Source organism: Candidatus Pantoea communis (assembly GCF_011752685.1).
GTDB lineage: Bacteria > Pseudomonadota > Gammaproteobacteria > Enterobacterales > Enterobacteriaceae > Pantoea > Pantoea communis.
Genome location: NZ_VWXC01000014.1, coordinates 38,380 through 61,114, shown reverse-complemented (window position 1 = coordinate 61,114; position 22,735 = coordinate 38,380). Strand labels below are relative to the sequence as shown.

General features: G+C 55.3%; 19 protein-coding genes. 10 read left to right on the top strand and 9 right to left on the bottom strand.

The features are described 5' to 3' along the window. Positions 1-41: 41 nt before the first annotated feature. The 7 genes from tyrR to pspA all read right to left on the bottom strand — a co-directional run bounded on the left by tyrR (position 42) and on the right by pspA (position 5,871). Positions 42-1,607 (bottom strand): transcriptional regulator TyrR, encoded by a 1,566-nt coding sequence (tyrR, locus tag F3J37_RS18415; RefSeq protein WP_034821366.1) that lies wholly within the window; start codon positions 1,605-1,607, stop codon positions 42-44. A 213-nt stretch (positions 1,608-1,820) separates the two neighbouring features. Then, entirely contained in the window at positions 1,821-2,894 is a 1,074-nt protein-coding gene (locus F3J37_RS18410; protein ID WP_166935000.1) for a YcjF family protein, read from the bottom strand. Further along, entirely contained in the window at positions 2,891-4,288 is a 1,398-nt protein-coding gene (locus F3J37_RS18405; RefSeq protein ID WP_166934998.1) for a YcjX family GTP-binding protein, read from the bottom strand. Before F3J37_RS18405 ends, F3J37_RS18410 begins: the two co-directional genes overlap by 4 nt. Beyond that, positions 4,269-4,517: a phage shock protein PspD gene (gene pspD, locus F3J37_RS18400; RefSeq protein ID WP_034821379.1), complete on the bottom strand. Its 249-nt coding sequence runs from the start codon at positions 4,515-4,517 to the stop codon at positions 4,269-4,271. The genes F3J37_RS18405 and pspD overlap by 20 nt, the downstream gene beginning before the upstream one ends. Positions 4,518-4,574: 57 nt before the next feature. Continuing rightward, positions 4,575-4,922, bottom strand: coding sequence for an envelope stress response membrane protein PspC (pspC, locus tag F3J37_RS18395; RefSeq protein WP_166934996.1), 348 nt, complete (start codon positions 4,920-4,922; stop codon positions 4,575-4,577). Then, on the bottom strand, positions 4,919-5,146 hold the full coding sequence (gene pspB / locus F3J37_RS18390; RefSeq protein WP_166934994.1) for an envelope stress response membrane protein PspB: 228 nt from the start codon (positions 5,144-5,146) through the stop codon (positions 4,919-4,921). Before pspB ends, pspC begins: the two co-directional genes overlap by 4 nt. Positions 5,147-5,205: 59 nt before the next feature. Next, entirely contained in the window at positions 5,206-5,871 is a 666-nt protein-coding gene (gene pspA / locus F3J37_RS18385; RefSeq protein ID WP_166934992.1) for a phage shock protein PspA, read from the bottom strand. 163 nt (positions 5,872-6,034) lie between these two features. On the opposite strand from pspA, the gene pspF reads away from it, so the two are divergent. The 8 genes from pspF to F3J37_RS18345 all read left to right on the top strand — a co-directional run bounded on the left by pspF (position 6,035) and on the right by F3J37_RS18345 (position 15,292). After that, on the top strand, positions 6,035-7,033 hold the full coding sequence (pspF, locus tag F3J37_RS18380; protein WP_166934990.1) for a phage shock protein operon transcriptional activator: 999 nt from the start codon (positions 6,035-6,037) through the stop codon (positions 7,031-7,033). 652 nt (positions 7,034-7,685) lie between these two features. Next, on the top strand, positions 7,686-9,308 hold the full coding sequence (gene sapA, locus F3J37_RS18375) for an ABC transporter substrate-binding protein SapA (protein ID WP_166934988.1): 1,623 nt from the start codon (positions 7,686-7,688) through the stop codon (positions 9,306-9,308). Positions 9,309-9,310: 2 nt separating this feature from the next. Continuing rightward, positions 9,311-10,276 carry a putrescine export ABC transporter permease SapB gene (gene sapB / locus F3J37_RS18370; RefSeq protein ID WP_034821411.1) on the top strand — a complete coding sequence of 322 codons (966 nt, stop codon included), beginning with the start codon at positions 9,311-9,313 and terminating at the stop codon, positions 10,274-10,276. Beyond that, positions 10,263-11,153 (top strand): putrescine export ABC transporter permease SapC, encoded by an 891-nt coding sequence (gene sapC / locus F3J37_RS18365; RefSeq protein WP_097117017.1) that lies wholly within the window; start codon positions 10,263-10,265, stop codon positions 11,151-11,153. Before sapB ends, sapC begins: the two co-directional genes overlap by 14 nt. Next, the gene (gene sapD / locus F3J37_RS18360; protein WP_045814412.1) at positions 11,153-12,148 is read left to right on the top strand and encodes a putrescine export ABC transporter ATP-binding protein SapD; all 996 of its coding nucleotides are present in this window, start codon (positions 11,153-11,155) and stop codon (positions 12,146-12,148) included. The genes sapC and sapD overlap by 1 nt, the downstream gene beginning before the upstream one ends. A 2-nt stretch (positions 12,149-12,150) precedes the next feature. After that, entirely contained in the window at positions 12,151-12,954 is an 804-nt protein-coding gene (gene sapF, locus F3J37_RS18355) for a putrescine export ABC transporter ATP-binding protein SapF (protein ID WP_160867428.1), read from the top strand. 140 nt (positions 12,955-13,094) lie between these two features. Beyond that, positions 13,095-13,883: an enoyl-ACP reductase FabI gene (fabI, locus tag F3J37_RS18350; protein WP_007892455.1), complete on the top strand. Its 789-nt coding sequence runs from the start codon at positions 13,095-13,097 to the stop codon at positions 13,881-13,883. A gap of 287 nt (positions 13,884-14,170) precedes the next feature. Then, positions 14,171-15,292: a CMD domain-containing protein gene (locus F3J37_RS18345; protein ID WP_166934986.1), complete on the top strand. Its 1,122-nt coding sequence runs from the start codon at positions 14,171-14,173 to the stop codon at positions 15,290-15,292. On the opposite strand, the gene F3J37_RS18340 is transcribed toward F3J37_RS18345, so the two are convergent. Both F3J37_RS18340 and F3J37_RS18335 read right to left on the bottom strand, forming a co-directional pair. Further along, positions 15,289-16,185 carry a LysR family transcriptional regulator gene (locus F3J37_RS18340; protein ID WP_166935099.1) on the bottom strand — a complete coding sequence of 299 codons (897 nt, stop codon included), beginning with the start codon at positions 16,183-16,185 and terminating at the stop codon, positions 15,289-15,291. The genes F3J37_RS18345 and F3J37_RS18340 overlap by 4 nt on opposite strands. A 252-nt stretch (positions 16,186-16,437) precedes the next feature. Continuing rightward, complete coding sequence (locus F3J37_RS18335; protein WP_166934984.1) at positions 16,438-18,027, bottom strand: PTS transporter subunit EIIC; 1,590 nt, start codon at positions 18,025-18,027, stop codon at positions 16,438-16,440. Between the two features lie 248 nt (positions 18,028-18,275). Here F3J37_RS18335 and F3J37_RS18330 point away from each other — a divergent pair, with 248 nt between their 5' ends. Further along, positions 18,276-20,585, top strand: a complete 2,310-nt coding sequence (locus F3J37_RS18330) for an FdhF/YdeP family oxidoreductase (RefSeq protein ID WP_166934982.1) — start codon at positions 18,276-18,278, stop codon at positions 20,583-20,585. Positions 20,586-20,711: 126 nt separating this feature from the next. After that, complete coding sequence (locus tag F3J37_RS18325; protein ID WP_166934980.1) at positions 20,712-22,646, top strand: exoribonuclease II; 1,935 nt, start codon at positions 20,712-20,714, stop codon at positions 22,644-22,646. Positions 22,647-22,735: the final 89 nt, after the last annotated feature.

The following is a 22,735-nucleotide window of genomic DNA, read 5'->3' as shown; positions in this document are numbered from 1 at the left end:
AGTGCGCCCTTTTTTATGGCAGTGAGATAAGCGCTGAAAAATTACTCGCTCTCGCCGCGCTTCTGCCCCAACCCGTATTCACGCAGTTTATTGGCAATCGCGGTATGCGACACACCCAGGCGTTTTGCCAGTTTGCGCGTGCTTGGGTAAGACAAGTAGAGCCGCGTCAGCACCGAACGTTCGAAACGGCTGGTGATCTCATCCAGCGAACCTTCCATCGCTTCTTCGCCCAGCGTCACATCTAACGCCTGCTCAGGCAGAATGATGTCCTGAGGACGTAACTCGTAGCCTTCCAGCTGCGTCAGTGCGCGATACAGCGCATTTTTCAACTGCCGCACATTACCCGGCCAGTTATAGCGCGTCAGGAACGGTGCCAACTGCGGTGACAAACGCGGACGCGGCAGCCCCTGCTCATCCGCAAAGCGCGCCACAAACATCTCTGTCAGCGGCAGGATGTCCAGCGGGCGCTCACGTAAAGGCGGCAAATTGAGCGTCAGTACATTAAGGCGGTAAAACAGGTCTTCACGGAACTCACCCCGTTGCACCAGCTCGATCAGGTTCTTCTGCGTGGCACAAATGACGCGCACATCCACATGCACTTCATGTTCTTCACCCACGCGACGGAAAGTGCCATCGTTGAGGAAGCGCAGCAGTTTTGTCTGCATGCGCGGTGACATCTCACCAATCTCATCCAGCAGCACCGAGCCGCCATTGGCCTGTTCAAAGAAACCTTTCTTGCCTTCCAGCGCGTTCGGATAAGCGCCCGCCGCGTGACCAAACAGCTCACTCTCGGCCACATCATCCGGCAGAGACGCACAGTTAAGCGCCAGAAAAGGTTTTTTACCGCGTGCGCTGCGCAGATGGCAGGCGCGTGCCAGCATATCTTTGCCGGTGCCGGTATCGCCGACAATCAGCAGTGGCGCGTCGTGCATCGCCAGTTTACGAGCCTGATCGATCACCTGACGCATTTTCGGCGTCACCGCCACGATGTGGTCAAATTCCGACTCATCCGTCACGGTGAGATTTTGTAGCTGACGGCCCATGCGGGCGGTGGATTTCAGCGTAATCATCGCGCCGACGGGCTGATCGCTCTGCCCCTCTTCTTCCGCCAGATAAATTGGTCGGGCTTCCATCAGGAAATCACGGCCCTGAATAACAACGTGATGTGCCTGGGCTTCCACACGCTCATTCTCGATCCAGCGCTGGAAGTTAAAACCGGTGATCAGAGTCGCGGCGTTCTGATTACGCAGCTTCTGCTCATCGAGATTGAACAGATTTTGCGCTGCCGGATTGGCGAGTTCCACCTTGCATTTAAGGTCGATAGAGAACACCGGTTCCGGCATAGCAATCAGCAATGCACTTAATGCGCGATGTTCACGCTCAGAGGGCATGTAGCTAACGGTGCGCACATCTGTTACGCCAGGTGTACGACGGATTTCCGCCATCAGCGTACTGAAGGGTTCGAATTCAAGGGCAGAAAAGTTGAGATAGATGCGACCGAGTGGCGCAATTTCAATACCGCGCAGGTCGATGTTGCGCGCAACCAGCAGGTCGAGTAGCTCGCGCGCCAGACCGATGCGGTCCTGGCAGAAAACTTCCAAACGCATTGCGATGAGCCTTAGTCAGGTTTTGATTTTAGAGATAATACGCTAACTTGCAGCGCCTCAGAAGAGGCCTGTCATGAAAAGTTGACAGTTTAAGGCAGGTGACGTGAAGAAGTGTAGCGGAATGACCCACAATAATCCCGCCAAATATCACATTTAACAAAGATAATTTCACCCTCCACCTGATTGACAGCGTGAAAGGTGAGCAACAGGAAATTATTTAGCAGTCTGCCCTGCTTTACCCCCACTCTTAGACAGGGATTCTTTTAGCTGAACCAATAGTTCCCGACGGAAATCTCCGAGACGCGGCTTATCATCTTCCAGCCAGGGCAGCGGACGGCATAATTCCATAGCTTTGATGCCTAATCTCGCGGTTAGCAAACCAGCACCGATACCCTGAGCAGCGCGTGCCGAGAGACGGGCCGCGATGTCCTGCGACATCCAATCCATCCCCACCTCACGCACCAGCTCGGAAGCACCGGCAAAGGCCATATTCAGCAATACCAGGCGAAACAGGCGGATGCGGCTGAAATAGCCCAACTCAATGCCATAAATAGCCGCAATACGGTTGACCAGCCGCAGGTTGCGCCAGGCAATAAACGCCATGTCCACCAGCGCCAGTGGGCTCACCGCAATCATCAGTGTCGATTCTGCAGCGTGGCGGCTGATCTCACGATGCGCCTGACGATCCAGCACCGGTTGCACCAGTTGCGCGTAAAGCATCACTATTTCGCGATCGTTATGGGTTTCATGCAGCGCCGCGTGCCAGCGCTGCAAAGCCGGATGCGCCTGATCGAGCTGCGCCTGCTGGGCCAGCTTTTCGCAAAATGCACGGCCTTTACCGATACCGTGGCTGTGCAGTAATTCCCGCCCGATATCCCGCTCTTCGGCTCGCTGGCGCAGTCGGTAAAGACGACGCCATTCGCCAATTAATGCCCCGGCTCCGGCAATAACAATCAGGCTTCCAGCCACACCGGTGCCGAGTGAAAACCAATCGCGCGTGATCCAGGCATCGTGCATCCACTGAGCGCCCTGTGCGACCACGCTGATGCCAAAAATCCCCAGGCCGGCCCCTACCAGCTTGCGCCAGAGACTGCGTTTGGGGCGTAGCGCGGCCTCAACCACTTTTTCACCTTCGCCCTCTGCCAGCGGCTCTGACTCTTGAGTGGCAAGAAACGCGCTCTCGCTTTCCTCACTAAAAGTTTGCGCCGCACGTAGTGGTTGCTGCGCCTCCGCTTCAAGCGGTCGTGCAAAATCAATGCGCGGTTTTAATGGGGTTTCGTCGCTCATCGCAATTTATCTCCAAGTAAAAATTCCAGCGCGGCATCCATGCGAATGTGCGGCAGCGGCCGATCAACATCCAACTGCTGCGGCCGGAACTGTTCAAACTGAAATCCTTGCTGCTGCCAGAACTGATGTCCGGGCAAACGTGGCGGCACTTCACCGGGATAGAAGGTCAGCGCTTCGCCGTCATGAAGACGATGACCGCGCAGCGCGGGCAGCTTTTCGCCACGATGATCCACCAGCCCACTTTCGGTGGCCTGCACCGACGCCAGTCCAAGACAATCCATGCTGATCCCTTCAAACGCCGCGTTTTGCCAGGCATCCTGAACCAACTGTTGTAACAGCGACACCATATTGGCGTGCTGATCGGCCGTGATATGGTCGGCTTTGGTGGCGGCAAACAAGAGTTTGTCGATGACCGGGGAAAACAGACGACGGAATAGCGTGCGCTGCCCGTAATGGAAGCTCTGCATCAATTGGGTCAACGCCAGCCGCATATCATTGAACGCCTGCGGCCCGCTGTTTAACGGTTGCAGACAATCCACCAGCACGATCTGACGGTCAAAACGCAGAAAATAATTTTTGTAGAAGCCCTTAACCACATGCTGGCAGTAATAGTTGAAACGTTGCTGCAGCACGGCAAAGTTACTGCCTGCGGGAGCCTGTAACAGCTTGCTGGCGTGAATCTCATCCACCTGTGGCCAGGGGAAGAACTGCAGTGCCGGGGCACCTGCCATATCGCCCGGCAGCACAAAGCGGCCTGGCTGAATAAAGTGCAACCCCTCGGTTTTGCACTGATGCAGATAATCCGTCCAGGCCGCGGCAATCTCCGCCAGACGATTTTCATCCGCTGCGGCAAAAGGATCGAGATCCTGTGACAAGCTGTGCCAGTGTGCCGCCCACTGCTGACGATCGCCCTGCAGCAACCCCATCATCTGTCGCGACCAGCTGAGATAATCCTGCGCCAGCATCGGCAGATCGAGCAGCCATTCACCAGGGTAATCGACGATTTCCAGATAGAGCGTGGCGGTATCTTTGAAGTGGCGCAGCAGCGATTGCTCTGGCCGATAGCGCAGCGCCAGACGCATTTCACTGACACCGCGTGTCGGCGTTGGCCAGATGGGAGGCGTACCATAGAGTTGCGCCAGCCCTTCGTCATAGGTAAAACGCGGCGTCCCCAGCTCACGCTGCGGCACACGTTTGACGCCCAGCAGGCGCTCTTCACGCACAACGGAAAACAGCGGCAAACGGGCGCCGCTGTGTACATTGAGAAGTTGGTTCACCAGCGAGGTGATAAAGGCGGTTTTGCCGCTGCGGCTCAGCCCCGTTACGGCAAGGCGTAAGTGGCGGTCAACACCGCGATTCATCAACGCCGCCAGTTCATTTTGCAGTCTTTTCATCCATCTCCCTGACGAAACGTGCTGACAGGCGTTTGAATGCCTTACTCAGCAACGGTTCCAGGGCGGCCGCCAGAAGCAGGCGCAACGGGCGACGCGCCACCGATTTCACTGCCCAGCCAGCTAACCCGCCGGGCCCATAGGTTACTGCACTGATGATGATGAATTTCCCCGCCGACTTCAACGCAGGTGTTGCGCGGCGGCGCAGAGCAGTCATACGAGAATTGTACATCTCCACTCCTTAAGAATATGCGGTGAAGCGGACCCGCAGTGGGCCCGGCGGAAAAAATCAGATTTGACGGAAGCGGCTGCGCACGCTGAAGGTCTCGGAGGTGACGTAGCGTTCGATATCTCGCACGTTACGCTCATCACTTTTCAACGATGTTTCCAGCTCATCCAGTAAATCACGTGCAGTTGGCGTATGCTGGCCGGGTGCATCTGCGGGCTTTTCATCCAGCACAAAGCCCAGGATGAAGTACGCCACCACGGTAAACATGAACAACCCGAAAAACAGCGACAGCACCACAATCACACGTAACAGGCGCACCGGAATATCCAGATACTCCGCCAGACCGGCACAGACGCCGCGCACTTTGCCTTGCTGCGGGATGCGCCACAATTTGCGGCCATTCATCATGGTTGCCTCCAGTTTGGATGCTCCGCATCCAGAATGGCTTCGAGTGCTTCCACACGTTCACGCATGCGGCGCGCGTCTTGCGTCAGCTGTTGCAGACGCTGCATATCGCCTGATGACAGTTCCGCGCCACCGTTGCGTTTGTTGTTGTAGTGCAGCCATAACCAGATCGGCGCCACAAAGAGCACGAAGATCGTCAGGGGTATGGCGAGAAAAAGTGCGCTCATTGACTCTCCTTAATCATTAACACTCTGGTCGAGGGGCTCAGCGTCGAGCCCCACGTCCCTTACTCGCTGCGGTTCATTTTGGCTTTCAGCGCGGCCAGTTGCTGGCTGATTTCGTCGTCAGCTTTCAGCTCGGCAAACTCCTGGTCGAGACCTTTTGGCTTACCAAAACGCTGACTCTCCGCTTCCGCTTCCATGTGGTCGATACGACGTTCGAAAGACTCGAAACGCGCCATGGCTTCATCCAGCTTGCCGCTGTCCAGCTGACGGCGCACATCGCGGGAAGAAGATGCCGCCTGATGACGCAGCGTCAGGGCCTGCTGGCGTGCACGGGTTTCGCTGAGTTTTTTCTCCAGCTCACCGATCTCGCCTTTCATGCGATCCAGTGTTTCTTCAACCTGAATGGCTTCTTGTTTGAGTGCTGAAATCAGATCGGTTAGTTTCTGTTTTTCAATCAGCGCAGCACGCGCTAAGTCTTCTTTTTCTTTGCTGATGGCCAGTTCGGCTTTTTCCTGCCATTCAGCCTGCTGAATTTCGGCCTGCTCGATACGGCGCAGCAGCTGTTTCTTTTCTGCCAGCGCGCGCGCTGAGGTGGAGCGAACTTCCACCAGCGTGTCTTCCATTTCCTGAATCATCAGGCGTACCAGTTTCTGCGGATCTTCGGCGCGTTCCAGCAGGGAATTGATGTTAGCGTTCACGATGTCGGCGAAACGAGAAAAAATACCCATAATGATGTTCCTCTGATTGTCATGTGGTTGTGCGGGGCACGGTTTCTTAATACAAATGCCGTGCCAACTTTTAATTTATTGATTTTGCACAATTTGCATATTTTACATTCGCGCATGCAACCATTAATGTAGTGAAATTGATTAACCAGTGGCGAAATTCATCATGGCAAATGGTAACGATAACCTGTTGGGCGAATCGAATAACTTTCTGGAGGTGCTGGAGCAGGTTTCCCGTCTCGCGCCACTGGATAAACCGGTATTGGTGATAGGCGAACGCGGAACCGGGAAAGAGTTGATTGCCAGCCGCCTGCACTACCTCTCCGACCGCTGGCAAGGGCCTTTTGTGTCGCTGAACTGTGCGGCGCTAAATGAAAACCTGCTGGATTCCGAATTGTTCGGCCACGAAGCCGGGGCATTTACCGGGGCGCAAAAACGTCATCTTGGTCGCTTTGAACGCGCTGATGCCGGTACCTTATTCCTCGATGAGCTGGCGACCGCGCCGATGCTGGTGCAGGAAAAGCTGCTACGTGTCATCGAATACGGCCAGTTAGAGCGTGTTGGCGGCAATCAGTCCTTGCAGGTCAATGTGCGTCTGGTGTGTGCCACCAATGAAGATTTACCCGCACTAGCTGCGGCAGGAAAATTCCGCGCCGACCTGCTCGATCGCCTCGCTTTTGATGTGGTGCAGCTCCCACCGTTGCGCGAACGCCGCAGCGATATTCTGGTGATGGCCGAGCATTTTGCTATCCAGATGTGCCGCGAGCTCGGCCTGCCGCTGTTTCCCGGATTCAGCGAGCGCGCTCAGCTCACGCTACTCACCCACAGTTGGCCCGGTAATGTACGTGAATTGAAGAATGTGGTGGAACGCTCGGTGTATCGCCATCACAGCGCAGAAGAAGAGCTGGATAACATCATCATCAACCCGTTCGCCCCGCGCAGCGCCGCGCCTGAAACCCATTCCGAACCCAACACCCGCGGCTTACCCGCCCTGCCACTCGATCTGCGCCAGTGGCAAAACCAGCAGGAGCGCGACCTGGTCGAAGCCAGCTTGCAACAGGCAAAATACAACCAACGCCGCGCCGCCGAATTACTTCGCGTTACCTATCATCAATTGCGCGCCATGATGAAAAAGCACGGCATTCAGGCACGTGATGAAGATTGAACATCAAAGCGCGTGCTGCAAACGCTGCGGCGCCGATTTACTGCGGATGACGTACCAACAATTACGATCAATGATGAACAAGCACGCATCCGGCACGTGATAAGGATTAGCCTTAGCCACATAAGATGAAAAAGTGCACCCTGGTAATTATTAGGGCGTACATCGTGGCTTTGCTGCTAGCGGAGAAATCCCCACATTATCATTTAATTTTTTCAACGACAGCTTAGGTGTGGGTCGGTTTTCCATATAGCTTTTGTGCTGATGCAAGGCGGCAAGTGCGCTAATCCCCGGGAGCATACATCAGTATGTGACTGGGGTTAGTGCGCGCAGCCAACGCAGCAGCAGTGCAAAAGATGACGGGAAAAACGACACACAAAAAAAGCCCGCATAAATGCGGGCAACTTAATACTGGAAGCAATGTGAGCAATGTCGTGCTCTTCTTCGGTAGAGCCACCGTCGAAGCGCAGAAGAATAATAATCATTCTTATTATCATCTGTAAAGCCCTAATTGAGAATTTTTCTCATTTCCACACTAACATTGTGATTACCTCTTCGCCAGATTGGCGAAAAGCAACGCAGAACCATCATGAATTTGGGGAGTGCGTGACGTTTGCGATACACTCACGCTATTGCCTCAGAATCGTTGAGTTCTATGCCAAAATTATTCTCCTCGCTGCTGCTCGGTCTCAGCGTATTGAGTGCGTCTGCGCTGGCCGCACCAACCAATAACATCCGTAATAGCGGTTTTGTTTATTGCGTCAATGGCACGGTCAATACCTTTAATCCACAAATGGTCAGCAGCGGCCTGGTTGTGGATACGCTGGCGGCACAGCTCTATGACCGCCTGCTGGATGTGGACCCTTACACTTATCGCCTGATTCCTGATCTGGCACAGAGCTGGGAAGTGCGTGACAACGGTGCCACTTATCGTTTTCATCTGCGCAAAGATGTCTCTTTCCAGCACACCAACTGGTTTAAACCCACGCGAAAAATGAATGCCGATGACGTGGTGTTCAGCTTTGCGCGCATGTTTAATCGCCAGCATCCGTGGCATAACGTCAACGGTGGCAGCTATCCCTATTTCGATAGTTTGCAGTTCTCTGACTCGGTACAAAGCGTTAAAAAACTGGACAACGACACGGTAGAAATCCGTCTCAACAGTCCGGATGCCTCTTTCCTTTGGCACATTGCTACACATTACGCGCCAATCCTGTCGCAGGAATATGCCGACCAGCTGACGGCGAAAGGCCAGCAGGAGCGCCTTGATCGCGAGCCGGTGGGCACCGGTCCATTTCAGCTGAGTGAGTATCGTACCGGGCAATATCTGCGCCTGGCGCGTAATCCGCAGTACTGGAAAGGTGTGCCGCGTCTGCAACAGGTGGTGATCGATCTTGGCGTGGGTGGAACAGGACGTCTTTCGAAGTTGCTCACAGGTGAATGCGATGTGCTGGCGTATCCGGCGGCTAGCCAGCTCTCCATTTTGCGTGATGACCCGCGTCTGCGCATGACGCTGCGTCCTGGCATGAACATCGCCTATTTAGCGTTCAATACGCGTAAACCGCCACTGGATCGCCCGGAAGTGCGTCACGCGCTGGCACTGGCCATTAATAACGAACGCCTGATGGAATCGATCTATTACGGCACTGCCGAAACCGCCGCCTCCATTTTACCGCGAGCGTCCTGGGCGTATGATAATGATGCGCGGGTCACCGAATACAATCCGGCGAAAGCTCGTGAAGCGCTGAAAGCGCTTGGGCTGGAAGATCTGCACTTGCGACTGGTGGTGCCTACCACCTCACAATCCTGGAACCCCAGCCCACTGAAAACCGCTGAACTGCTGCAAGCCGATTTGGCTCAGGTTGGCGTGCGCGTCACCATCGCGCCGGTGGAAGGCCGTTTCCAGGAAGCGCAGTTGATGGCGATGAATCATGATCTGACGCTGACCGGCTGGGCAACAGACAGTAACGACCCGGATAGCTTCTTCCGGCCGCTGTTGAGCTGTGCAGCCATCCGCTCGCAGACCAACTTTGCGCACTGGTGTTCACCGGCCTTTGATGAATCATTGCAACGGGCGCTGTTGTCGCAGCAACTTTCGGCGCGCATCGACAGCTACGATCAGGCACAGCAAATCCTGGCGCAGGAATTACCGGTATTGCCGCTGGCGTCATCGTTGCGTTTACAGGCATATCGCCATGATATTAAAGGTCTGGTGCTAAGTCCGTTCGGGAATGCCTCGTTTGCCGGGGTTTACCGTGATGAGAGCAGCGAGGAATAAGCATGATCATCTATATATTGCGTCGCCTGCTGTTGCTGCTGATCACCCTGTTTTTATTGTCGCTGGTGAGTTTCAGTCTTAGCTACTTTACGCCGAATGCGCCGCTGGAAGGTGCCTCACTGTTCGATGCCTGGTGGTTCTGGTTTAAAGGCCTGCTGCAATTTGACTTCGGTGTTTCCAGCACCAACGGCCAGCTGATCGACCTGCAACTGCGCGAGGTGTTCCCCGCCACGCTGGAGCTTTGCATTCTGGCCTTCATGCTGGCGCTGCTGGTGGGTATTCCGCTGGGAATTTGCGCGGGTGTGATGCGCAAAAAATGGCAGGATAAAGCCATCAGCGCACTGGCACTGCTCGGTTTCTCGATGCCGGTGTTCTGGCTGGCACTGCTGTTCACCCTGTTCTTCTCCCTGACACTGGGCTGGTTACCGGTTTCCGGGCGCTTTGATCTGCTCTACCCGGTACAAAACGTGACCGGCTTTGCACTGATTGATGCCTGGCTGAGTCCTTCACCGTGGCGCCATGAGATGTTGATGAGTGCCCTGACTCATATGATTTTGCCGGTGGTGGTCCTGGCGGTCGCGCCAACCACCGAGGTCATTCGTTTACTGCGCAGCAGCACCAGCGATGTCATGGATAAAAACTATGTGAAAGCGGCAGCCACGCGCGGATTATCTCGCTTCACCGTGATTCGCCGCCATGTGCTGCACAACGCGCTGCCGCCCGTCATCCCGCGTCTGGGTTTGCAGTTCTCTACCATGCTGACGCTGGCGATGATTACGGAAGTGGTGTTCAACTGGCCGGGCATTGGCCGCTGGTTGATCAACGCCATTCGTCAGCAGGATTATGCGGCCATCTCTGCCGGTGTGATGGTGGTCGGCGGTTTGGTGATTCTGGTCAGCGTGCTGTCAGATATTCTGGGTGCGGCGCTTAATCCGTTGAAACACAAGGAATGGTATGCCCTACGATGATATCTATGCAGAGAAGCGGCTGCCCAGCCCGTTTCGTCTGTTTTGGCAGCGTTTTTATCGTGATACCAGTGGCATGATCGGATTGTACGGCTTCGGTGCCCTGTTATTCCTGTGCCTGTTTGGCGGCTTATTGTCGCCCTATGGCATTGATCAGCAGTTCCTCGGCTATCAGCTGTTGCCCCCTTCCTGGTCGCGCTACGGGGATGTCTCCTTCTTCCTCGGCACCGATGATTTGGGCCGCGATGTATTGAGTCGCCTGCTGAGCGGCGTAGCGCCAACGGTTGGTTCGGCCATCATGGTGACGGTTTTAGCCGCGATCTGCGCCCTGATCCTGGGGGTGCTGGCCGGCATTACCCACGGTTTGCGCTCTGCGGTAATGAACCACGTGCTGGATACCTTGCTCTCCATCCCTTCGCTGCTGCTGGCAATCATTGTGGTGGCCTTTTTAGGCCCACGCCTTGAACACGCCATGCTGGCGGTATTGCTGGCAATCATTCCGCGCCTGGTGCGGGAGATCTATACTGCGGTACATAACGAGATGGAAAAAGAGTACGTGGTGGCGCTGCGTCTGGATGGCGCGCGCAATCTGAATATTCTGTGGAACGCGGTGCTACCCAATGTCCTGCCGCTGCTGGTCGGGGAATTTACGCGTTCACTCTCCATGGCCATTCTCGACATTGCCGCACTCGGTTTCCTCGATTTAGGGGCACAGCTGCCCTCACCGGAATGGGGAGCGATGCTGGGCGATGCGCTGGAGCTGATTTATGTCGCGCCCTGGACCGTGATGCTGCCCGGCGTCGCGCTGATGGTCAGTGTGTTGATCGTTAACCTGCTGGGCGATGGCATCCGTCGTGCTGTAGAAGCGGGAGCTGAATAATGCCGTTACTGGATATTCGTAATCTCACTATCGAGTTCATGACCTCAGAAGGTCCGGTGAAGGCCGTTGATCGCATTAATCTGACGCTCAGTGAAGGTGAAGTGCGTGGGCTGGTGGGTGAATCCGGCTCCGGCAAAAGTCTGATTGCGAAAGCGATTTGCGGCGTAACCAAAGACAACTGGCGCGTCACCGCCGATCGTATGGTGTTCGATGATATCGATTTGCTGCGTTTGTCGCCGCGCGAACGACGCCGCATTGTCGGCCATAACGTGTCGATGATTTTTCAGGAACCGCAATCCTGTCTGGATCCCTCTGAAAGCATCGGCCGCCAGTTGATGCAGGCGATCCCACGCTGGACGTTTAAAGGGCGCTGGTATCAGCGTTTATGGTTCTGGCGCAAAGCGCGTGCCATCGAGTTGTTGCACCGCGTGGGCATTAAAGACCACAAAGACATCATGCGCAGTTTCCCGTATGAATTGACGGAAGGTGAATGCCAGAAAGTGATGATCGCCATTGCGCTGGCCAATCAGCCGCGTCTGCTGATCGCCGATGAGCCGACCAATGCTATGGAACCGACCACGCAGGCACAAATATTCCGCTTGTTGAGCCGCCTAAACCAAAATAACAACACCACGATTTTGCTAATCAGTCATGACCTGCGCACCATGAGCCAGTGGGCGGATCGCATAAACGTGATGTACTGCGGTCAGACCGTCGAAACCGCGCAGAGTGAAGATTTAATGGACACGCCGCATCATCCTTATACACAGGCGCTGATTCGCGCGATGCCCGACTTTGGCAGTGCGCTGCCGCATAAAAGCCGCCTGAACACACTGTCCGGCGCGATTCCCTCACTGGAGCATTTACCGATTGGCTGTCGTCTGGGACCGCGTTGCCCGTATGCGCAGCGTAAATGCATTGAGACGCCGCGCCTCACCGGCACTAAATCGCATCTGTTTGCCTGTCACTTCCCGTTAAATGTGGAGGGGCAATGAACATGGAAACGCTGCTGGAAGTGCGCAACCTGAGTAAAACCTATCGCTATCGCACCGGTCTGTTTCGCCGACAGCATGTTGAGGCGGTGAAAGGGGTAAGCTTCACCTTGCGTGAGAAGCAGACCTTAGCGGTCATTGGCGAGAACGGCTCGGGGAAATCCACGCTGGCGAAAATGTTGAGCGGCATGGTGGCCCCGACGGCAGGTGAGATGCTGATTGACGATCATCCGCTGGAGTATGGCGATTACGGTTATCGCAGCCAGCGTATTCGCATGATTTTTCAGGATCCTTCGACCTCGCTTAATCCGCGCCAGCGCGTCAGTCAGATCCTCGATTTCCCGCTGCGCCTGAATACCGAACTGGATGATGAAGCGCGAGAGAAGCGCATTATTGCCACACTGCGCCAGGTGGGTTTGCTGCGCGATCACGCCGGTTACTATCCGCATATGCTGGCCCCCGGCCAGAAACAGCGTCTTGCGCTGGCTCGCGCACTCATCCTGCAGCCGAAGGTGATTGTCGCCGATGAAGCCCTCGCCTCACTGGACATGACCATGCGTTCGCAGCTGGTGAATCTGATGCTGGAACTGCAGGAGAAGCACGGTATCGCCTATATTTATGTGACGCAACATATCGGCATGATGAAGCACATTAGCGATCAGGTGCTGGTGATGCATCAGGGCGAAGTGGTGGAACGCGGTGGCACGGCTGATGTGCTGGCCTCGCCACTGCATGACCTCACTAAGCGGCTGATCACCAGCCATTTTGGCGAAGCCTTAACCGCTGAAGCCTGGCGCAAAGTGCGTTGATTGATCATCACATCGCGAAAACGCGGTGCGATTTACCGCATTTGAGAGAGACGTGCTAGAATCCGCACGTCGATTAACGTCGGTCGCCTACTATTTAATCATTGCGACCGCCAACAACAATGACCATAAGGATTACAGCTATGGGTTTTCTTTCCGGTAAGCGCATTCTGATTACTGGCGTTGCCAGTAAACTCTCCATTGCCTACGGTATTGCACAGGCGATGCACAAACAGGGCGCAGAACTGGCTTTCACCTACCAGAACGACAAGTTGAAAAGTCGTGTGGAAGAGTTCGCTAAAGATTTGGGTTCTGACATTGTTCTGCCGTGCGATGTGGCAGAAGACGAGAGCATCACTGCGCTGTTCACCGAACTGGCAAAAACCTGGCCAAAATTTGACGGTTTTGTTCACTCAATTGGTTTCGCACCTGGCGATCAGCTGGATGGTGACTACGTGAACGCCGTGACCCGTGAAGGCTTCAAAATCGCTCACGACATCTCTGCCTACAGCTTCGTGGCGATGGCAAAAGAGTGCCGTGCGATGCTGAATCCGAACTCAGCCCTGCTGACCCTGTCTTATCTGGGTGCGGAGCGCGCGATCCCGAACTACAACGTAATGGGTCTGGCTAAAGCGTCTCTGGAAGCCAACGTACGTTACATGGCGAACGCGATGGGTCCTGAAGGTACGCGCGTTAACGCCGTATCAGCGGGTCCAATCCGTACTCTGGCAGCTTCAGGCATCAAAGATTTCCGTAAGATGCTGGCTCACTGTGAAGCCGTTACTCCAATTCGCCGCACTGTCACCATCGAAGACGTGGGTAACTCTGCGGCCTTCCTGTGCTCTGATCTGGCGGGTGGTATCACTGGTGAAGTGGTACACGTTGATGGCGGCTTCAGCATTGCCGCGATGAACGAGCTGGAACTGAAATAAGTTCTGAAGGCGAGCCGGGTGCTCGCCTTTTTTCTTAGCGAAGTCTCGGCTGTCTTCGCCGATTTTCGCCCTGTTCACTTTCGACTGATATCTCCCGCAAACTCACCTCTCCCTGCTAGCTACCGCTTGAATTTTCAGGCGTATAGATTCATTCGATCTTAATTATTCCCCTTCATTCTTTTGCCACAGCCAGTGCTTCAGCGACGATAAGCTAGCCTTTTGGTGGCGATGCGCTTTTCAGATTTGCCCGTCGCGTACCCAGACCGTTTTTTGCGCAAGGAATGACCATGGAACAACGCCGTTCTCCCGGCCATGACCACTGGTTTTATGAAAGCCAGACTCGCCCGCACACCCAGGCCACTGCGCCATTAGTGCCCGAAGCCGCCTATCTCGAAGATCGCTTTTTATTAGGTCTGCAACAGGAAGCCACTGCACTGCAGCCCCTGTTTACTCGTTTCCAGCCAGCGTTACTGGCCGCGCGCGATCTGAGCCAGATTTTGCTGCCGGATACGCTGAACAACTCACTCACGCATACCTTAACGCTCTACGATCGTCTCAGTACCGCGTTGACAGTGGCGCAGGTTGCCGGTGTGCAGCGACTGTGTAATCACTACTCGGCGCGCCTCAACCCCCTGCCGGGCCCGGATTCCTCTCGCGAGAGTAATAACCGCCTGACACAAATCACCCAGTACGCGCGTCAGTTGGCGATGCAACCGGCACTGATCAATGTCACTGGTATCAGCGCCCTGGATGCCGTCGGGCTCACTGAGCCAGATATCGTCACTCTCAATCAACTGGTAGGATTCGTCAGCTATCAGGCGCGAGTCGTTGCGGCACTGCAAGCCATGATGGGCTTACCGGTACGCTGGATACCCGGCGTATCACCACCAGCGGATGCTGATGTCACGTTCTTTGCCCGTGACGTTGCATGGCAGCACGCACTTAAGCCAGTTGAATTGCGCTATGCCAGCGCCGATCAACTGGCGGCGATCACCTTTTGTCAGGGTATAGAAGGTTTGGACGATGCGGTTTGGTTGCTGGTGCATGACGCGCAGGCGTTGTATGGCTGGGCAACCCTGCAACAGCGCATCAGCGAAAATCATGACGAGGAAACCGCATTGGCGCTGGCAACCAGTGCGCGCATCCTGGGCTGTCAGCGCCAGTTCGCACGTCATGCCGGCAGTCAGCGCGAAGCGTTGCTGGCGGATGTTGATAAAGCGGGTGAAACGCAGCCGTTAATTGGCGTTTGCGCCCAGTTGGTTCGCATGCCAGAGCGCTTTAGCGCAGCACACCTGCAGCCTTTACTGAATGCGGGATGGGGAACCGAGCGCATTTTCACACTGTTGCAGGCAGTGGCGTTTGCCAGTTGGCAGGATAGGTTAGGGATGGCGCTGGGCGAAACGCATTAATCCGGCAGATGCCGTCGCGCTTCGTCAAAGAAATGTTGAGCCAGCGGCGATGCCCTGCCCGGCTCAGCAATCACTAACGCAGCCTGGCGTCCCATGGGCGCCATCGCAATCGGCCTCCGCGCCAGATTTTGCAGCATTTCCGGCAGTAAATGTCCGCGCGGCGACACCATCACGCCTAATCCCACCTGCGCGCTCTGTAATAGCTGCATAATCGAGGCACTTTCCACAATCACTCGCGGTAGCAAACCGGTTTCGCGCAGTTGGCTATCCACGTAACGACGGAAATAGCGCGTGGGTTCCGCAAGGCACAGCGGAAACTGCGCCAGTTGCGAAAGTGAAACCGTGTCGTGCTGCAGTAAATCCGGGAAGTGCTGAGGATTAAAAATCGCCTCCACGCCGGGGTCTTTTAACAGCGCGGTCTGAAAGTGTAATTCTCGCAGAGCGGTGAGTTCGAAGAAGCCAATCCCACCGTCCACCGTATGGCTGTTGAGGGCTTCCAGCAGTTGGTCCGCACTCATGGCGGAGACGCGATAATCCAGCTGCGGATAACGCGTTTCAACCGCTTTGAGTAACGCCGGTAACGCGACACTGCACTGTGGCATCACGCCGAGTCGCAGCGTGCCGTTGACGCCGTGCTTCAGCGATTCGACTTCCAGTTTCAGGCCCGAGTAGACCGACACGATCTCACGCGCCCAGGTCAGCACGCGTTCCCCTTCCGGCGTAAATCCATCAAAGTTGTTGCTGCGATTGATCAGCGATAAACCCAGTTCGCGCTCAAGGTTTTTTAACCGCATCGATAAGGTCGGCTGACTGACAAAGCTGGCCTCTGCCGCGCGGCCAAAATGGCGTTCACGCTCAAGATTGCATAAATAAATCAATTGCTTGATGTCGATTTTGGCATCCACCCTGAAGTCACGATTGCGATATGTTAGCAAACCCGCGCGGCTTTATCCGTTTCACCATGCAAAAAGCACAAAGGCCGCCCTACGGCAGCCTTCGGTGGAAAGTTGATGCCCCACCCGGCGCTTATCTCCGGCACTCTTAATGGCTTAGCTCTTGAAGGGGCAAATGCATCTTCGCAAATTAGGGCAAACTGCATTTAACATTGATTGCTCATTTTATTATTAGCATGATAACTAAGTGTGTTACGCCACGCCTAATGCACTTTTTACTTCGTTAGCAATTTTCTCCACCTGCGGACCGTAAATCACCTGCACATCGTGATCGCTGACACGGTTAATCCCGTTAGCTCCGGTAGTCAGCAGCGTTTGATCCACCACCTCTTTCATCTCTTTCACGCGCACCCGCAGGCGTGTGAAACAGCAATCGACGTCCTCTATATTGGCCTCGCCGCCCAACCCGCTGATGATCACCTGAGTGCGTTCATCCCCCGTCACCTGCGCGGTTTGCGGCTCCTCATCCGATTCACGCCCCGGCGTTTCCACTTGCATGCGCGTTATGACAAAACGGAAGCCGTAATAGTAGATCGGCGCATAAATCACCCCCAGCGCTACCGTCCACCACCATTGGGTTTTACTGCCGCCGAGAATACCGAACACCACCAGATCGATGGCGCCGCCCTGCACGTTGCCGATCATTAAATGCAGCATCGACATCAGCATAAATGACAGGCCGGTCAATAACGCATGCAGGATGTAGAGCACCGGTGATACGAAGATAAAACAGAACTCCAGCGGTTCAGTGATGCCGGTGGTGAAGGAAGTCAACGCACCTGCCATCACCAGCGCTTTAACCCGCTGTTTATGCTCCGGACGCGCGGTGTGGTAGATCGCCAATGCAGCAGCAGGCAAGCCGAACATCATCACCGGGATTTTACCCTGAGCCAGGAATTGGGTGGCACTGCGCACCGTCTCATCAGGTATAGCGCCTGGATTGGTGAGCGAAGTGTTGAAGATATTCAGTGCACCAACAATGGTTTGCCCGTCCACCGTCGCCATGCCACCGATAGGGGTGAAACGCACTGTTTCATTGAGGATATGGTGCAAGCCAGTCGGGATAAGCAGACGTTCGCCGGTTCCCAGCAGAAACGCGCCGTACTGGCCGCTTTTCCCAATCATCTTGCCGACCCAGGCAATGCCTTCGCCGATCGTGGGCCAGATCAAGGCCAGCAGCACGCCAATCAGCGGCAAGACGATAACGGTGACGATGGGGACAAAGCGCCGCCCGCCGAAAAAGCTAATCGCCGTCGGCAATGGTTGCGTGTAAAAGCGATTATGCAGTGCCACGGTGACCAGCCCGGCAATCACGCCGCCAAGCACACTCATGTTGTAAGTAAAGATGCCCAGCATCTCGATGTACTCTGCCGAAGTCATCATCGCCGTGGTTTGATCCAGGCCTGCTTGCTGTAAGGCTTCTGGGGTCGTGGTGGCCGCCGTCAGCCCTTTGGCGGCCAGCGTAGCACTGATGCCCACATTCATCACGACATAGCCAATGACTGCCGCAAAAGCCGCAGTAGGCTTCTCCGCTTTCGCCAGACCGATGGCGCTGGCAACGGCGAAGAACACGGGCAGATTGGCAAATAGAGCCGCCGCCACTTTGCGGATAAAGCCAATAATCAGCTGTGGTACCTGTAGATTGGCAAAGGCATCACCGGTGACGGCGGGATTCTGCATCGCCGCAGCCAGACCGAGAAAGATACCGGCAGCGGCAATAACGGAGATCGGCATCATTAAGGCTTTACCGAAGGCGTGAATTTGGCTGGCAAGATTCTTCATGGTGCGCGCCCTTTCATCAATTGAAAGAGCAATTATTAGCCAGTTATTGGATTGTCACGTCGCGACGCTGTCCTGCCAGCAGGTAAAGTTTGAACCACATCACGCTTCTGACTGTTTGAACGCGATAAACGCCGCCTATCGCACCATTAAACCAATCAATTAGACAACTTTTGCTGTCAGTCGCACACTTCCTCACAACAGAAGTCATATTCTGATAACAATTCATAAACAATAAGCCTGCAACGACTATGAAATTTAAACGTAAGATTCAGCCTTATCGTGCCGCTGCTGGCGGCTGGGGCTCTTTGGAAGCTACCACCCGTTTCGTCCTTGATAGTAAAGCTGCGCTGAAAAACATGCGCAATTTGATGCGCATGAACAAAGCGCGTGGCTTTGACTGCCCGGGTTGTGCATGGGGTGATGACAACAAGAGCACCTTCAGCTTCTGTGAGAACGGCGCTAAAGCGGTGACCTGGGAAGCGACACGCCGTGTGGTGGAGCCCGAGTTTTTCGCTCAACACAGCGTGAGCACCCTGTATCAACAGAGCGACTATTTCCTGGAGTATCAGGGTCGCCTGACCCATCCGATGCGCTATAACAGCGAAACCGACCACTATGAACCAATCAGCTGGGACAATGCGTTGGCGATGATTGCCCGTCATCTAAAGGCGATGGACCATCCCGACCAGATGGAGCTTTACACTTCCGGTCGCGCCAGTAACGAAGCCTCATGGCTCTATCAGCTGTTCGGCCGCGTGATGGGCACCAATAACTTCCCTGACTGTTCCAACATGTGCCACGAAGCCAGCGGCACCGGCTTGAAGCGCAGCATCGGCGTTGGGAAAGGCACCATTCGTCTCGATGATTTTGACCACGCCAATGCAATTTTCGTTATCGGTCAAAATCCGGGCACTAACCATCCACGTATGCTGCACAGCCTGCGCCACGCAGCCGATCACGGTGCGAAAATTGTGACGTTCAACACACTGCGCGAGCGTGGGTTAGAACGTTTTGCCGACCCGCAGAAACCACTGGAAGTCGTCACCTCCATGGCGGGAACCATTAGTTCTGCCTATTATCAGCCCAATCTCGGCGGCGATATGGCAGCGATTCGCGGTATGGTGAAAACCCTACTGGAAGTGCAACGCGAGCGTTTAGCTGCGGGTGAACCGGGCATCTTCGATCAAGAATTTATCGACGCAAACACCCATGGCATTGAGAGCTATCTGGCTGCCGTGGATAACACGCGCTGGGACGATATCGTGCGTCAATCCGGTCTGAGCGAAGCACAGATTCGGGAAGCTGCCGCGATCTACCAAAGCGCTGAGCGTGTCATTATTACCTGGGCGATGGGCGTGACTCAGCATAAACACTCCGTTGATACAGTGCGTGAGATAACCAACCTGCAACTGCTGTTTGGACAGCTGGGTAAAAAAGGCGCTGGCCTGTGTCCGGTGCGCGGACACAGTAACGTGCAGGGGAACCGCACCATGGGGATCGATGAGAAACCCAATAAGCCGTTCCTTGATGCATTGGGCGCGCATTTCGGCTTCGAACCGCCGCGTGAACACGGTCATAACACCGTTGAAGCGCTTGGCGCGATGCTGCGTGATGAAGTGAAAGTGCTGATCGCCCTGGGCGGCAACCTTGCGGCTGCCGCACCCGATTCCCCGGTGACGGAGGAAGCGCTTCAGCATTGCGGTCTGACCGTGCATATCAGCACCAAACTCAATCGCAGCCATCTGGTGCCGGGCCACGAAGGTTTGATTCTGCCGACGCTCGGCCGTACTGAGCGCGATCGTCAGGCCAGCGGTAACCAGTTCATCACCGTTGAAGACTCTTTCAGCATGGTGCACGCCTCAGAAGGTGTGGGTATTCCTCTGGCAGACACCCAGCGCTCCGAAACCGCGATTGTGGCCGGTATTGCACACGCCACGCTGGGCAGTGACAAGATTGACTGGCTGGGCATGGCCGATGATTACAACGTGATCCGCGATCACATTGGTGCCACCATTCCTGGCTTTGCTGACTTCAATAACAAGTGTGATATTCCGGGTGGATTCTACCTGGGTAGCGCAGCAGCGGAGTTGCGTTTTAATACACCAAGCAAACGGGCGGAGTTCAGCGCGGCAGCCTTGCCAACCTCGCTGTTCCCACAGCTGGGCAGCGAAGTGGAGGTGCCGTTCACGTTGCAAACTCTGCGTTCGCATGACCAGTACAACACCACCATTTACGGCCTCGATGACCGCTACCGCGGCGTGTATGGTCAGCGTGAAGTGGTGTTTATCCACCCGGATGACATGGCGTCACTCGGCTTCAGTGAAGGCCAGTTGGTGGATATCGAAACGCTGTGGAATGATGGCCTGACGCGTCGTGTGAGTGGCTTTAAGCTGGTGCCGTATAACATTCCGCGCGGTAACCTCGCGGCCTATTATCCGGAAACCAACCCGCTGGTGCCGCTCTCCAGCTATGGTGACGGCAGCGGGACGCCGACCTCGAAATCGGTGCCGGTAAAACTGGCGTTAACCGCCGCTGTACCGACCCAACGTATCGCCTGAGTCGTCAGCGTTATCAGAAGGTAAAAAGCCGCGTAATGCGGCTTTTTAGCCTGTTTTGGCCTTGCCGCGCGCCCCTGATTCGCGTAAAACTGTCCACCGCTCTTAGGCCACGAAACTAAATACATTATGTTCCAGGATAACCCGCTGCTCGCGCAGCTGAAAGAGAAGCTTCACGCGCAAACTCCGCGCGCCGAAGGTGTTGTGAAAGGCACGGAAAAAGGCTTTGGCTTCCTCGAAGTCGATGCCCAAAAAAGCTACTTCATTCCCCCTCCGCAGATGAAAAAAGTGATGCACGGTGACCGTATTTCTGCGGTGATCCACACTGATAAAGATCGCGAGAGCGCCGAGCCGGAAACCCTGATTGAGCCGTTCCTGACCCGCTTTGTGGGCCGCGTGCAGAAGAAGGACGATCGTTTGTCGATTGTGCCTGACCATCCGCTGCTGAAAGAGGCGATTCAGTGCCGCGCTGCCCGTGACGTCACCCATGATTTTCAGAATGGTGACTGGGCCGTGGCGGAAATGCGCCGCCATCCGCTGAAAGGCGATCGCGGATTCTATGCTGAACTGACCGAATTCATTGTCACTGCGGACGATCATCTTGCGCCGTGGTGGGTCACCCTGTCGCGCCATAATCTGGAACGCGAAGCCCCGAAAGTTGGCTTCGGCGAAATGCTGGATGAGCACTTGCAGCGCGAAGACCTTACCGCGCTCAACTTCGTCACCATCGATAGCGCCAGCACCGAAGATATGGATGATGCGCTGTATGTTGAAGAGCAGGCTGACGGCAATCTGCAGCTGACCATCGCGATTGCCGATCCGACCGCTTACGTAGCGGAAGGCAGCGAGCTGGATAAGCTGGCTTCAAAGCGCGCCTTCACCAACTATTTGCCTGGCTTCAACATCCCTATGCTGCCTCGCGAACTGTCTGATGACATCTGTTCGCTGCGCCCAAATGTGCGTCGTCCAGCGCTGGCCTGTCGCGTGACGCTCACGCCAGATGGCAGCGTAACGGGCGAAGTGCACTTCTTCGCCGCATGGATCGAATCTAAAGCCAAACTGGTTTATGACGAAGTGTCAGACTGGCTGGAAAACGCCGGTAGCTGGCAGCCAGAGAACGAGGCGATTGCCGAGCAGATTCACTTGTTGCATCGTGTGTGCCTGGCGCGCAGCGAGTGGCGTCAAACTCACGCGCTGGTGTTCAAAGATCGCCCTGATTACCGTTTTGTGCTGGGTGAAAAAGGTGAAGTGCTGGATATCATTTCTGAGCCGCGCCGCATCGCCAACCGCATCGTTGAAGAGTCGATGATTCTGGCTAACGTCTGCGCGGCCAACGTGCTGCAGGAGAAGTTGGGCTTCGGTATCTATAACCTGCACACCGGCTTCGATCTGGCCAATGCGGAGCAAGCTGCTGGCGTGCTGGCCGGTCACGGTATCACCGTGGATCCACAGGCGATCACCACGCTGGAAGGTTTCCGCCAGCTACGTCGTGAGCTGGATGCCCAGCCAACCCAGTACCTCGATAGCCGTATTCGTCGCTTCCAGAGCTTCGCTGAAGTCGGCACCGAACCGGGTCCGCACTTTGGTCTGGGTCTCGAAGCCTATGCAACCTGGACATCGCCGATTCGTAAATTCGGCGATATGATCAACCATCGCCTGCTGAAAGCCATTGTGCGCGGCGACAGCATTGCCCGTCCAAAAGACGAGTTCACCACCATTATGAGTGAGCGTCGTCGCCTGAACCGCATGGCCGAACGTGATGTCGGTGACTGGCTGTATGCGCGCTTCCTCGCGCCGTCTGCCGGAACTGACCGCAAGTTCAGCGCCGAAATCATCGATGTGTCTCGTGGCGGTATGCGCGTGCGTCTGCTGGAGAACGGTGCGGTTGCCTTTATCCCTGCCCCGTTCATCCACGCGGTGCGTGATGAACTGGTGTGCTCACAAGAGAGCGGCACCGTGCAGATCAAAGGCGAAGTCGCTTATCGCGTGACCGACATTATCGACGTGACCATCGCCGAAGTGCGTATGGAAACCCGTAGCGTGGTGGCGCGCCCGGCTGCCTGAGCATGAATATCTGCGGGATAACAGCCGTTATCCCGCATTTTTCCCCCTAAGTTTTATCTGATGTTAAATTTGCCTTCCGCTTCACACTT

Coding starts and splice junctions, on each gene's coding strand:
- pspC (WP_166934996.1), bottom strand. CDS start 4,922: ATGATGAATGGCCGCAAATTGTGGCGCATCCCGCAGCAAGGCAAAGTG.
- pspD (WP_034821379.1), bottom strand. CDS start 4,517: ATGTACAATTCTCGTATGACTGCTCTGCGCCGCCGCGCAACACCTGCG.
- F3J37_RS18325 (WP_166934980.1), top strand. CDS start 20,712: ATGTTCCAGGATAACCCGCTGCTCGCGCAGCTGAAAGAGAAGCTTCAC.
- sapB (WP_034821411.1), top strand. CDS start 9,311: ATGATCATCTATATATTGCGTCGCCTGCTGTTGCTGCTGATCACCCTG.
- F3J37_RS18330 (WP_166934982.1), top strand. CDS start 18,276: ATGAAATTTAAACGTAAGATTCAGCCTTATCGTGCCGCTGCTGGCGGC.
- tyrR (WP_034821366.1), bottom strand. CDS start 1,607: ATGCGTTTGGAAGTTTTCTGCCAGGACCGCATCGGTCTGGCGCGCGAG.
- sapF (WP_160867428.1), top strand. CDS start 12,151: ATGGAAACGCTGCTGGAAGTGCGCAACCTGAGTAAAACCTATCGCTAT.
- pspF (WP_166934990.1), top strand. CDS start 6,035: ATGGCAAATGGTAACGATAACCTGTTGGGCGAATCGAATAACTTTCTG.
- pspA (WP_166934992.1), bottom strand. CDS start 5,871: ATGGGTATTTTTTCTCGTTTCGCCGACATCGTGAACGCTAACATCAAT.
- F3J37_RS18410 (WP_166935000.1), bottom strand. CDS start 2,894: ATGAGCGACGAAACCCCATTAAAACCGCGCATTGATTTTGCACGACCG.
- F3J37_RS18345 (WP_166934986.1), top strand. CDS start 14,171: ATGGAACAACGCCGTTCTCCCGGCCATGACCACTGGTTTTATGAAAGC.
- sapC (WP_097117017.1), top strand. CDS start 10,263: ATGCCCTACGATGATATCTATGCAGAGAAGCGGCTGCCCAGCCCGTTT.
- sapD (WP_045814412.1), top strand. CDS start 11,153: ATGCCGTTACTGGATATTCGTAATCTCACTATCGAGTTCATGACCTCA.
- pspB (WP_166934994.1), bottom strand. CDS start 5,146: ATGAGCGCACTTTTTCTCGCCATACCCCTGACGATCTTCGTGCTCTTT.
- sapA (WP_166934988.1), top strand. CDS start 7,686: ATGCCAAAATTATTCTCCTCGCTGCTGCTCGGTCTCAGCGTATTGAGT.
- F3J37_RS18335 (WP_166934984.1), bottom strand. CDS start 18,027: ATGAAGAATCTTGCCAGCCAAATTCACGCCTTCGGTAAAGCCTTAATG.
- fabI (WP_007892455.1), top strand. CDS start 13,095: ATGGGTTTTCTTTCCGGTAAGCGCATTCTGATTACTGGCGTTGCCAGT.
- F3J37_RS18405 (WP_166934998.1), bottom strand. CDS start 4,288: ATGAAAAGACTGCAAAATGAACTGGCGGCGTTGATGAATCGCGGTGTT.